General features: G+C 72.3%; 7 protein-coding genes. 3 read left to right on the forward strand and 4 right to left on the reverse strand.

What is annotated here, in order from left to right:
* Positions 1-81: 81 nt before the first annotated feature.
* Positions 82-1,227, reverse strand: coding sequence for a helix-turn-helix transcriptional regulator (locus ABZ990_RS26190; RefSeq protein ID WP_361236349.1), 1,146 nt, complete (start codon positions 1,225-1,227; stop codon positions 82-84).
* A gap of 324 nt (positions 1,228-1,551) precedes the next feature.
* Positions 1,552-2,577: an ATP-dependent 6-phosphofructokinase gene (locus ABZ990_RS26195; protein ID WP_361236352.1), complete on the reverse strand. Its 1,026-nt coding sequence runs from the start codon at positions 2,575-2,577 to the stop codon at positions 1,552-1,554.
* A gap of 648 nt (positions 2,578-3,225) precedes the next feature.
* Here ABZ990_RS26195 and pta point away from each other — a divergent pair.
* From pta to pyk, 3 genes are all read left to right on the forward strand, one after another.
* The gene (gene pta, locus ABZ990_RS26200) at positions 3,226-5,421 is read left to right on the forward strand and encodes a phosphate acetyltransferase (protein ID WP_361236355.1); all 2,196 of its coding nucleotides are present in this window, start codon (positions 3,226-3,228) and stop codon (positions 5,419-5,421) included.
* Positions 5,418-6,650, forward strand: a complete 1,233-nt coding sequence (locus ABZ990_RS26205) for an acetate kinase (RefSeq protein ID WP_361236358.1) — start codon at positions 5,418-5,420, stop codon at positions 6,648-6,650. Before pta ends, ABZ990_RS26205 begins: the two co-directional genes overlap by 4 nt.
* Positions 6,651-7,089: 439 nt before the next feature.
* Positions 7,090-8,520, forward strand: a complete 1,431-nt coding sequence (gene pyk / locus ABZ990_RS26210) for a pyruvate kinase (protein ID WP_361236361.1) — start codon at positions 7,090-7,092, stop codon at positions 8,518-8,520.
* Between the two features lie 81 nt (positions 8,521-8,601).
* Here pyk and ABZ990_RS26215 read toward each other — a convergent pair whose 3' ends face one another.
* Together ABZ990_RS26215 and ABZ990_RS26220 are read right to left on the reverse strand one after the other, a co-directional pair.
* Complete coding sequence (locus tag ABZ990_RS26215; protein ID WP_361236364.1) at positions 8,602-9,903, reverse strand: hypothetical protein; 1,302 nt, start codon at positions 9,901-9,903, stop codon at positions 8,602-8,604.
* Between the two features lie 81 nt (positions 9,904-9,984).
* A partial coding sequence (locus tag ABZ990_RS26220; RefSeq protein WP_361236367.1) for a polymorphic toxin-type HINT domain-containing protein occupies positions 9,985-12,405 on the reverse strand: 2,421 nt, incomplete at its 5' end.

The raw sequence follows: 12,405 nt of genomic DNA on the forward strand, positions 1-12,405 counted from the left end.
GGCGCCGGACCGTACGCCGCGCAGGCGCGCGGGTGTTCGGACGTACGGGCTGCGGGCATGCGGGCGTACGGACGTGCGCGCTCAAGTCCGGCGGTCGAAGCTGAAGAGCTGCCCCCGGGCGTCCTCGCGGCACGGCGACCGGCCGAGCCGGGACCACTCGGCCCTCGGGTCGCCGAGGACGGTGACACAACTGCCGGGCTCCGCCTGGCCGTCGGGGCGGATCCGGTAGCCGGTGACCGGGGTGCCGTACGACTCCACGGTGAAGCGTTCGACCCGGGTGGGGTCGCCGCACGCGGAGTCCTCCAGGACCGCCTCGGCCGGCCGGTCGCCGGAGGGAAGCCCGGAGCAGCCGGGGCCGGGGCCCGGATGGCCGGAGTCGTCCGAGTGATGCGAGACGATCCGCCACCGCGCGTCGTCGAGTTGTTCGAGCGCGTAGCGCGGGACGGCGGCCTCCGTACAGGGCCGCTGGTAGATCGGGCCGCCCCGGCCGTCGCGCCGCTCGCCCAGACAGAGGTCCGAGCCGATCACCCGGATACGGACCGGGCCCTCGGCGGGGGCGGTGAGAACGGGCGGATTCCGGCGGGCCCGATCGCCTTCGCGCAGGAAGACGACGATGCTGAGGGTCGCGGTCACGAGGGTGGCGACGGCGACCGCGACAACGAGGAAACGGCGCAGCCGGGCCCGCGCCGGCACCGGCACCCCGCCGGAGGCCCGGCCCGGGTCCGGGGCGGGGTCGGGCACCATGGGCCAGACGGGTGGCGAGTTCCCCGGCTCACCCGACTCACCTGAGTCACCTGAGTCACCTGCATCGTCTGGCTCGCCTGACTCGCCTGGATCCGGCGGCTCCCCGGCCCCCACCGGCATCCCGCCGGCACCCGGATCCCCGGAGCCCCCCGCTACCCCGGACGCCCCCGCCGCCCCGGCCTGCGGCGCGCCCCTCGCCCGGAGCGCCACGTCCCTCCGTATCGCCTCCCACTCCGCCGCCGCTTCGGGCGGCACACCGCACGCGCGCAGGAAGGCGGCGAGGAGTTCGGCGCGGGGGACGGTGGAACGGGCCAGCATGTCGGCGACGGCCGAACGCGGCAGCACGTCCCCGCGCGCCTCGGCGCGGGCCGAGAGCTGACGATAGGTGAGACCGGAGTGGTCCTTGAGGGCCTGGAGGCGGGCGACGAACTCGGCCGGACTCCGCGCGCCCCGCGCGCCGGGAGCCGTCTCCCCCCTGGTCATGTCTGGCCCCTTCGCCGCGAACCGGGCCCGGACCGGCGTACCGACATGGGGACGTGTCCGGGACACGTCTCCAGCCTTGTTGATCGCGGCGGCGCGCTCAAGCAGGGATTCGGCCCCGCTCGTTCACGGGAAGGGGTGACGACCGGGGCAGACGTACGGAACAGGCACACCGGCACAGGTGCACGCGGCAGGCGGCAGGCGGCAGGCGGCACGGACGGGCCGGCACCCGGGACAGATCGGGACCTGCGTCCCGTGCCGCCGGGCCGTACGACCCGCACCCGCACCCGGCCCCGCGCCCGGCCCCGGCCCCGGCCCGTATCCCCGTCAGAAGACCGACTCGGCCTCGCGCATCCGGCTCTCCGGCACCTTCTTCAGCTCGGTGATCGCCTCGGCCAGCGGCACCATCTCGACGCTCGTGCCGCGCAGCGACGTCATCCGCCCGAAGTCGCCCCGGTGCACGGCCTCCACCGCGTGCCAGCCGAACCGGGTGGCGAGCACCCGGTCGTACGCGGTCGGGGTGCCGCCGCGCTGGATGTGGCCGAGGATGACGGGCCGGGCCTCCTTGCCGAGGCGGCGCTCCAGTTCGTACGCGAGGGCGGTGCCGATGCCCTGGAAGCGCTCGTGCCCGAACTGGTCGATCTCGCCCTTGCCGTAGTCCATGGTGCCCTCGGCGGGGTGGGCGCCCTCGGCGACGCAGACGACCGCGAACTTCTTGCCCCGGGCGAACCGCTCCTCGACCATCTTGACCAGGTCGGCCGGGTCGAAGGGCCGCTCGGGCAGGCAGATGCCGTGGGCGCCGGCGGCCATGCCGGACTCCAGCGCGATCCAGCCCGCGTGCCGGCCCATGACCTCGACGACCATGACGCGCTGGTGCGACTCGGCGGTGGTCTTGAGCCGGTCCATCGCCTCGGTGGCGACGCCGACGGCGGTGTCGAAGCCGAAGGTGCGGTCGGTGGCGGAGATGTCGTTGTCGATGGTCTTCGGGACGCCGACGACCGGGACGCCGGCCTCGGACAGCATCCGGGCGGCGGTGAGCGTGCCCTCGCCGCCGATCGGGATCAGCGCGTCGAAGCCGCTCTTCTCGATGAGTTCCTTGGCGTTGTCGCAGGCGGCACGGAAGCGGGCGCGCTCCAGCCGGGAGGAGCCGAGGATGGTGCCGCCGCGGGCGAGGATGCCGCTGACGGCGTTGAGGTCGAGGGTGCGGTAGCGCCCCTCCAGGAGGCCCGCGTAGCCGTCCTCGAAGCCGATGACCTCGTCGCCGTAGTGGGTCACGGCCCGGTGCACGACCGACCGGATCACTGCGTTCAGGCCGGGACAGTCGCCGCCTGCGGTGAGAACTCCGATGCGCATCGTGCTGTGCTCCTGCTCGTGCTCGTGCCTCGTGCTTGCCGCCCCTGCCCGTGCTGGTCGCCCGTGCTGGTGCCGTGCTCCTCGCCCGTGCCCGTCGCCCGTGCTCGGGCGCGGCACGGGTGAGCCGAGATCGATTCTCACACGGTCGGCCGTGCGGGCGCGCCCGTAGCTACTCCGCAGCTACTCCGCGCGACCGCCGGGCCGGGGACCCTCCCGGGCCCTTGGTCCCGGGACGTACGGGCCGTTCGCCCGGGGCCTCGCGCGGGCCCTTCGCCACACCCTCGGCCACCCCTTCCACCTGGCCTTCTCCCGCCCCGCGCCCACCTCGTACCCGTGCTGCCCCACCCCCCGCCCGGCGGGCGTCCGAGAGATCTCCAGGGGTAATGTCAAGAGTGCATAGCCACCCCTATGGATGGCTTTTGCATGCACTGGGTTGACGAAGACCCGGCTCGGTACGGACGGTCCGAACGGTCCGGAACAGATCCGGCTCGCTCCGGAACGGATCCGGCACAGGTCCGAACGGTCCGCGACAGATCCGGACGGTCCGAACAGGCCCCCGGAGGGCACCGAGCCCGGGACCGCGGCGGCCCGGGGCCGAAAGCGGACTCAAAGCGGACTCTTCGAAGCCTTCGGACAGGAGACCACGGCGTGACACGCAGTGTGTACGTGACCGGGATCGACCGCGGGGACGGCCGTCAGGTCGTCGAGCTGGGAGTCATGGAACTCCTGACCCGCCAGGTGGACCGGGTGGGGGTGTTCCGTCCGCTGCGCCACGACGGTCCGGACCGGCTGTTCGAGCTGCTGCGCGCCCGCTACCGGCTCTCCCAGGACCCGGCCACCGTCTACGGCATGGACTACGAGGAGGCGTCCGCGCTCCAGGGCGAGCAGGGCACCGACGAACTGGTCTCCCGGCTGGTCGACCGCTTCCACGCGGTCACCCGCGCCTACGAGGTCGTCCTGGTCCTCGGCACCGACTTCGCCGCCACCCAGCTGCCCGACGAACTCGCCCTCAACGCCCGTCTCGCCAACGAGTTCGGCGCCCGGGTGATCGGGGTCGTCGGCGGTACGGGCCAGACCGCGGAGTCCGTACGGGCCGAGGCGCGCAACGCCTTCCGCGCCTACGACGTGCTCGGCTGCGACGTCCTCGCGATGGTGGTCAACCGGGTCGCCGCCGAGGACCGGGAGACGATCGCGGAGCGGCTGGCCGCCCGGCTGCCGGTGCCCTGCTACGTACTGCCCGACGAGCCGGCGCTGTCCGCGCCGACGGTCGCCCAGATCACCCACGCGCTCGGCGCCTCCGTCGTCCTCGGCGACGACGCCGGACTGTCCCGTGACGCGCTCGACTTCGTCTTCGGCGGCGCGACGCTGCCGAACTTCCTCGCCGCGCTGACCCCGGGCGCGCTCGTCGTGACCCCCGGCGACCGGTCCGACCTGGTCATCGGCGCGCTCGCCGCGCACTCGGCCGGCACCCCGCCCATCGCGGGCATCCTGCTCACCCTCGACGAGCGGCCGCCCGAGGCGGTCCTCACCCTCGCCTCCCGGATCGCCCCCGGCACACCGGTCGTCTCCGTCCGCGACAACAGTTTCCCCACCGCCGGGGAACTCTTCGCGCTCGAAGGCAAGATGACGGCCGCCACCCCGCGCAAGGCCGAGATCGCGATCGGCCTGTTCGAACGGCATGTCGACACCGCCGATCTGCTCGACCGGCTCTCGGTCGTCCGCAGCGGCCGGGTCACCCCGATGATGTTCGAGCACGAGCTCCTGGAACAGGCCCGGGCCGACCGGCGCCGGGTGGTGCTCCCCGAGGGCGCCGAGGAGCGGGTGCTGCGCGCCGCCGAGGTGCTGACCCGCCGTGACGTGTGCGACCTGACCCTGCTCGGCGACGTGGAGGCGATCCGCAAGAAGGCCGCCGACCTGGGCGTGGACCTCGGCGGCACCCAGCTGATCGACCCGCGGACCTCCGATCTGCGCGACGCGTTCGCGGAGAAGTACGCACGGCTGCGCGCCCACAAGGGCGTCACCGTGGAGCTGGCGTACGACGTCGTCTCGGACGTCAACTACTTCGGCACCCTGATGGTCGAGGAGGGGCTGGCCGACGGGATGGTGTCCGGTTCGGTGCACTCCACGGCCGCGACGATCCGCCCGGCGTTCGAGATCATCAAGACGAAGCCGGACGCCTCGATCGTCTCGTCCGTCTTCTTCATGTGCCTGGCCGACAAGGTCCTGGTGTACGGCGACTGCGCGGTCAACCCGGATCCGAACGCGGAGCAGCTCGCCGACATCGCCGCGCAGTCGGCCGCCACCGCCGCCCGCTTCGGTGTCGAGCCGAGGATCGCGATGCTCTCGTACTCCACCGGGACCTCCGGCTCCGGCGCCGACGTCGACAAGGTGCGCGAGGCCACCGCGCTGGTCCGGGCGAGCCACCCGGAACTGCGGATCGAGGGGCCGATCCAGTACGACGCGGCGGTCGAGCCGTCGGTGGCGGCGACCAAGCTGCCGGGCTCGGAGGTCGCCGGGCAGGCGAGCGTACTGATCTTCCCGGACCTCAACACCGGCAACAACACCTACAAGGCCGTGCAGCGTTCGGCCGGCGCGGTCGCGGTCGGCCCGGTCCTCCAGGGCCTGCGCAAGCCGGTGAACGACCTGTCGCGCGGCGCGCTCGTCAGCGACATCGTCAACACCGTCGCCATCACCGCTATCCAGGCCCAGGGCCGGGAACAGGGCCGGGACCGGTCCCCGGGCGGGACCCCGGGCCGCCCCCACCCGCAGTCCCAGACCGAGGCCCAGCCCCGCCCCGAGGCCGAGACCCGCCCCCAGGCCGACACCGAGGAGTTCTCCGCATGACCGCCACGCGTGTCCTCGTCCTCAACTCCGGCTCCTCGTCGGTGAAGTACCAGCTGCTCGACATGGCGGACGGCAGCCGGCTCGCGGCCGGGCTGGTCGAGCGGATCGGCGAGGAGACCTCCCGGCTCGTGCACACCCCGCTGCGCCCCGCCCACGGCGAGGGCGCGGGGATGAAGCGGGAGACGGTCGGCCCCATCGGCGATCACGAGGCGGCGCTGAAGGCCGTGGCGGCCGAGCTGGCGGCGGACGGGCTCGGCCTGGACTCCCCCGAACTCGCCGTGATCGGCCACCGGGTGGTGCACGGCGGGCTGCGGTTCACCGAGCCGACGATCATCGACGACGACGTGTGCGCGGAGATCGAGCGCCTGGTGCCGGTGGCGCCGCTGCACAACCCGGCCAACCTGCTCGGCATCCGTACGACCATGGCGATGCGCCCCGACCTGCCGCAGGTGGCGGTCTTCGACACCGCCTTCCACACCACGATGCCGGAGTCGGCGGCGCGCTACGCGATCGACACCGAGGTCGCCGACGCGCACCGGATCCGGCGCTACGGCTTCCACGGCACCTCGCACGCGTACGTCTCCCGGGAGACGGCCCGGCTGCTCGGGCGGGAGCCCGAGGACGTGAACGTGATCGTGCTCCATCTGGGCAACGGGGCGTCGGCCTCGGCGGTGGCGGGCGGGCGCTGTGTGGACACCTCGATGGGGCTGACCCCGCTGGAGGGGCTGGTCATGGGCACCCGCTCGGGCGACATCGACCCGGCGGTCGTCTTCCATCTGGGCCGGGTGGCGGGCATGTCGCCGGACGAGATCGACGAGCTGCTCAACAAGCGGTCCGGTCTGGTCGGGCTGTGTGGCGACAACGACATGCGGGAGATCCGGCGCCGCATCGACGCGGGCGACCGGCGCGCGGCCCTCGCCTTCGACATCTACGTACACCGGCTGAAGAAGTACATCGGGGCGTATTACGCGGTGCTCGGCCGGGTGGACGCGGTGGCGTTCACGGCGGGGGTCGGCGAGAACTCCGCCCCGGTACGGGAGGCCGCCCTCGCGGGCCTGACGGGCTTCGGCCTCGCGGTGGACCCCGAGCGCAACGCGCAGCGGTCGTCCGAGGCGCGGATCGTCTCGCCGGAGGGCGCGCGGGTGGCGGTGGCCGTCGTACCGACCGACGAGGAGCTGGAGATCGCTCGGCAGAGTTACGCGCTGGTGCGGCGCGAGCGGGTCGGGTGAGGTGTTCCGCCGGTTCGGGGCGGAGTCGTCGGAGAATCGCCCCTGTGAGAGCCGTCGAGGTGAGCCATCGCGGTGAGCCGCCGAGGTGAGCCATCGAGGAGAACCGTCGCCGAGAGCCCTGCCGGAGAACCGTCTTGTGGGAAAGGACCGGGGACGGGCTCAGGGGAATGCGGGCGCTGTTTGACGGAAGACCGAGGGAAGGCCGGCGGAAGGCAGCCGGTACACCGCCTGAAGTCCGCCGAAAGACGGCCGAAAGGCTGTCAAAAGTCGCCGAATGGTCATCGGAAGCCACCGAAAAGGTCATCAGAAAGGTGACTGGAAAGGAGAAAAGGCACTCGGATGCACTCGGAGGAGTGAACGCCTGAGCGGCCCCCCGCCCATTTGTACTTTCCGCCGACCGGAATATTCCGCAGTGAAACAAACCGATAGGATCCGCCTTATGCGCCGTTCCAAAATCGTCTGCACCCTGGGCCCCGCCGTCGACTCGTATGAGCAGCTGAAGGCTCTCATCGAGGCCGGTATGAACGTGGCCCGTTTCAACATGAGCCACGGCAGCCACGCGGAGCACCAGGGGCGGTACGACCGCCTCCGTGCGGCGGCGGCGGACACCGGCCGCGCCATCGGTGTGCTCGCCGACCTCCAGGGCCCCAAGATCCGTCTGGAGACCTTCGCCGAGGGCCCCGTCGAGCTGGTGCGCGGTGACGAGTTCACCATCACCACGGAGGACGTGCCCGGCGACAAGGCGATCTGCGGCACCACGTACAAGGGCCTGCCCGGCGACGTGTCCAAGGGCGACCAGGTCCTGATCAACGACGGCAACGTGGAACTGCGGGTCGTCGAGGTCGAGGGCCCGCGGGTGAAGACGATCGTCGTCGAGGGCGGCGTCGTCTCCGACCACAAGGGCATCAACCTGCCCGGCGCGGCCGTCAACGTCCCGGCCCTGTCCGAGAAGGACGTCGAGGACCTGCGGTTCGCCCTGCGGATGGGCTGCGACATGGTCGCGCTGTCCTTCGTCCGCGACGCGAACGACGTCAAGGACGTCCACAAGGTGATGGACCAGGAGGGCCGCCGGGTCCCGGTCATCGCCAAGGTGGAGAAGCCGCAGGCGGTGGAGAACATGGCGGCCGTCGTCGCCGCGTTCGACGCCGTCATGGTGGCCCGCGGCGACCTCGCCGTGGAATACCCGCTGGAGCGCGTCCCGATGGTGCAGAAGCGCCTCGTCGAGATGTGCCGCCGCAACGCCAAGCCGGTCATCGTCGCCACCCAGATGATGGAGTCGATGATCACCAACTCGCGGCCGACGCGCGCCGAGGCCAGCGATGTCGCGAACGCGATCCTCGACGGCGCGGACGCGGTCATGCTGTCCGCCGAGTCCTCCGTGGGCGCCTACCCGATCGAGACCGTGAAGACGATGTCGAAGATCGTCGCGGCGGCCGAGGAGGAGCTGCTGTCCAAGGGCCTCCAGCCGCTGGTGCCGGGCAAGAAACCGCGCACCCAGGGCGGTTCGATGGCCCGCGCGGCCTGCGAGATCGCGGACTTCCTGGGCGGTACGGCGCTGATCGCCTTCACCAAGTCCGGCGACACCGCCCGCCGGCTCTCCCGCTACCGCGCGGCCCAGCCGATCCTGGCCTTCACGACGGACGAGGGCACCCGCAACCAGCTCGCGCTGAGCTGGGGCGTCGAGTCCTTCCTGGTCCCGTTCGTGACCACCACGGACGCCATGGTCGACCTCGTCGACGCCGAGCTGCTGAAGCTCCAGCGCTACAACGCGGGCGACATCATGGTCATCACCGCCGGCTCGCCCCCCGGCGTCCCGGGCACCACGAACATGGTCCGGGTCCACCACCTCGGGGGCGGCGACCAGGGCTGACGCGCGGGGCCGCACGACTCCGTGCGGACATACGGCCGGTGGGCCGCACCCGGACCTCGGGGGTGCGGCCCACCGGCCGTCTCACGCCCAGGGGTCGCCGTCGGGCAGCACCTCGTCGACGTATCCCTCGGGGAAACCGAGGCTCACGGCGATCGCCCGGTAACAACGTCGCCGGCCGGCGTCGACTGGCACGCTGTAGACGCGGACGATCCCGACCAGGAAGCGGAACCCGAGGTCGGGATCGACGCACCGGACCACGTCCTCCAGCGCCGCGGCCGCCGCCTCGGGGACGTGCCGCGGCAGCGTCGGACCGATCCGCCGGACCTCGCGCAGCACCGCCTCCGTCGCCTCGGCGCGGGCGGGCGGCACGTACGGCACATAGCCGGGATCGATCTTCGCCAGGTGCTCTTCGCACGCCGCGGCCACTTGCTCCAGCCAGCCCCGCACGTCGGTGTCGAACTCCCCGGGGCCGGGCCCGTCACCGAGGCCCCAGCGGTGGGCCGCGGTCCACCACACCGCGCCGACCGACACGTCCGGCAGGTCCGAGTCGAGCAGCCGCCGCACGTCCGCCAAGAGCACCGCCGCGTGGACGCCGGGCACCTCGCCCACCTCGTGGCAGACGATCTCCCGCGCCTGGTCCAGCGCGGTACCTCCGTACAGCCCGTCGGCCAACACGACCGCGAGCCAGGGCACACCGAAGCGGAGGCCGCCGAAGTCCCGCCACCCGGGATCGAGCGCGGGCCACCGCACGCGCAGCTCCGCGGAGACGGCCGCCCAGGGAAAGGCCAGCAGTTCGCCGAGCGCCACGAACCGGTCGTACTGTTCCTTCCCGACCGGCACCGCGTACGCCTTGAGCACCCGGAGGAACAGCCGGAACCCGAGGTCGGCGTCGGCCTCGCGCACCACGCGCAGCAACGCCGGGACGATGCCCGGGACGGCGACACCCCGGACGAGTCCGGCGGCGGCCGACTCGATCTCCGCGGCCACGCTCGTACGCAACTCCTCCTCCCGCACCCGCGGGCGCGACGCGTCGAGGGCCTGCTCCTCGTACGGGTCCCGCTCCGGGAGACGCGGCGGGCACACCTTCGCCACCTCGCGCAGCCAGGCGCGCGTGTCCGCGCCTTCCTCGACCGGATCGAAACACCGGCGCACGGCGGCCGACCACACGGTGTGCAGTGTCCCCTCCGGCAGCCCGGAATCGAGCAGGAGCCGTACGTCCCGGCCGATCTGGAAGTCGTCGTCCTCGGCCGTCGCCCGCGCGAGAGCGAGGACGACGGGCCCGTCCAGCCGCAGCGCCGCCCGGGCGTACAGCACCCCGGCCAGCCCGCTGAGCCCGAAGTCACCCCCGTAGTCGTAGCAGTAGAACTCGCGTGTGCGGGCCACTCGTCCGCCTCCTGTCGGAAGTCGTGCGGGAGGGGCACCCCCCTGTGCGGAAGGTACCCCGTCCCCTTGGTCACCGACGTACTAGCCCGGAATCGGATACGACGTGAAGACCACGTAGCCGCTGTGCGCCTTCCCTCCCTCCTTCTTTGGTACGAACTTCAACAGGATCTCGACCCTATTGCCCGCCGCTTCAGGGCGGGTACCGCCCTTGCGCCAGATCTGGCCGAGGGAGTCCGCACCGCCACGAACCTCCCACTGGAACTTGAGGCAATCCACGCCGCAGTCGAAACCCGACTTCTTCGACTGAGCGATCTTCCAGCTCGACAGCCTCGTGGCGTTCTTCGGGGCCTTGACCCACTCCTCGATCGCTCGCCGGACGGCATCGGCCGCCGTGGCCTCATCCGTCCACCGGCCCGCCAGGCCCGCCTTGTTGTCGTTGGCCTTGGTCTGCATGGCCGCGTCGTTCGGCCTGACGTGGTCGGTCAGCGTGTGCGCGCCCAGGAAGCCCTCGTCGGCGATGATGTCGGTGCAGTTGTGCACCAGCACGTCCCGGGGCCGCTCACCCTGCGGGCGGACGTAGAAGGTGTGCAGCCCGTCGACCGTGAGGTCGAAGACCGTACGGGGCTCGAGACCGGCCCGCTCGCGCAGGGCGGTCACGGTCTGCTCCGTGCCCTCCGGGGTACGGAGCCGGTCTCCGACCCGCAGGTCGGCGACCGTCGTCCAGCCGCGGCCGACGACGAAGAACCGGTGCCCGACGGTGCTGGTGAGCCGCCCGTCGGCCACGCCGACGTCCACCAGGCGCTCGGTGTCGTGCCGGTAGGTGTTCGTGACGTCCCGCGACCGCAGGCCGCCGGTCACCGGGTCGGTGGAGAGCACCCGGTCGCCGACGCGTACATCCCGGATCGCGCGGTGCGAGCCGTCCGCCATGAGTACCCCGGTGGAGCCCGGGAAACTGTTCCGCTCGCAGGCGGCGAACACGTCCTCGTAGGCTTTGACGGTCTCTTCGACGCGCGCGATCGTCGCCGGGTCCAGTTTATCCAAGGCCCGCAGCGCGGCGAACGCCTCACGCACCCCCACGCCGGTCTTCAGAGCCGCGTCCAGGGCGCGGATGTACTCGGCGGCCGTGGTGAAGACCTTGCCGGGAATGAAGTTGCTCGCGGCCCACGCGCAGCCGCTGGCGCTGCCGTGATAGCAGTCCACGAAGTCCTGGACCAGAACGGCCTTGAGGATCTGGTAGGTGAGGGTCTGCTGGATCAGCTCCCATTTGCTGAAGTAGTTGGTGACGTCCTTCTTCAGGCCCTTGAAGTGCTCGGTGTGCAGGAACAGCGTGTCCGACGACGGGCATCCGGCCTCGGTGGCCGGGACATCGAGGTTGTTGCACTGGTAGTAGTCGACGTCGACGTCGAACGTCACCTTGAAGGTGACGGTGCAGCCCTCGAAGCCGACCTCGATGACGCAGTCGTTCAACTGCTCGGCGTTGGTGACGACGATGCTCTTCTCGTCGGCCACGTAGAACGTGCCGCCGATACCGGTGCCCGCGCCCGTCGACACCTGCTGGTTGGCCTGCGCCCGTTCGGCGCGGTCTGCGGCCTCCTGGGCCTCATCGGCGTACTTCTGGGCGTCCTTGGCCGCTTCCTCCGCCTCGGTGGCGGCGACGTCGGCGCGGTCGGCCGCCGCCCTGGCGTCCTTCGCGGCCTGCTCGGCACGGGCCGCGGCCTGGCGGGCGCCCTCGGCGTCGAGGGCGGCCTGGTCGGCGGACTCGCGGGCGGAACGGGCATGGCTCTCGGCGCGCCCGGCCGCCTTGTCGGCCGCCGCGGCGTCCTCGGCCGCCTGCCGGTCGTACTCGAGGGTCCTCGACAGTGACGCGACGGCCTTCGAGGCGGCCACGGCGGCGTCGGCGGCGTAGCCGAGGGCCTCCTTGGCGTACGTACGGGCGTCCGCCGCGTATCCGGCCGCGTTGGCGGCGTGCTGGTACGCCAGCTTCGCGTCGCCCGCCGCCGCGTCCGCGAGGGCCTTCGCGACGGCCGCCTCCTCCTTCGCGTTCGCGGCGTGCGCGGCGGCCACGGCCTGCTGCTGCTCGGCGATCGTCTTCGACGCCTGGCCGGTGAGCACGACCAGGCTCGCGGTGGCGTCGGTGGCGACGTACGGGGAGCCGAGCTGGATCGCGTCGTTCGCCGGCTTGGCGACCTGGGCCGCTGCGGCACTGGCGTCGGCCGCCGCCTGGGCGGTGACATAGGCGAAGCCGGTGGCCTTCGCGGCCGCCGCCAGGGCGACCGCGGCCTCCTTCTTCGCCGCGTCGGCGTGACCCTTGGCGATCCCCGCCTGGCGTTCGGCCTCGTCCGCGAGGGCGACCGCCGCCCGGGCCTCCGAGGCCGCGTGCTGGCTCGCCGCGATGGCGTCGGCGGCCGCGCTGGTCGCGACCCGCACGGCGGCGTCGGCCTTCAGCTTCGCCGCCTGGGCGCCGTCGGAGGCCGCGCGGGCCCGCTTCGCGGCGGCCTCGGC

Source organism: Streptomyces sp. NPDC046203, from assembly GCF_040646255.1.
Taxonomy (GTDB): Bacteria; Actinomycetota; Actinomycetes; order Streptomycetales; family Streptomycetaceae; genus Streptomyces.

What these genes read in the sequence shown, in the direction of transcription:
- ABZ990_RS26190 (WP_361236349.1), bottom strand. Translation starts at nt 1,227, where the DNA reads ATGACCAGGGGGGAGACGGCTCCCGGCGCGCGGGGCGCGCGGAGTCCG.
- ABZ990_RS26195 (WP_361236352.1), bottom strand. Translation starts at nt 2,577, where the DNA reads ATGCGCATCGGAGTTCTCACCGCAGGCGGCGACTGTCCCGGCCTGAAC.
- ABZ990_RS26205 (WP_361236358.1), top strand. Translation starts at nt 5,418, where the DNA reads ATGACCGCCACGCGTGTCCTCGTCCTCAACTCCGGCTCCTCGTCGGTG.
- pyk (WP_361236361.1), top strand. Translation starts at nt 7,090, where the DNA reads ATGCGCCGTTCCAAAATCGTCTGCACCCTGGGCCCCGCCGTCGACTCG.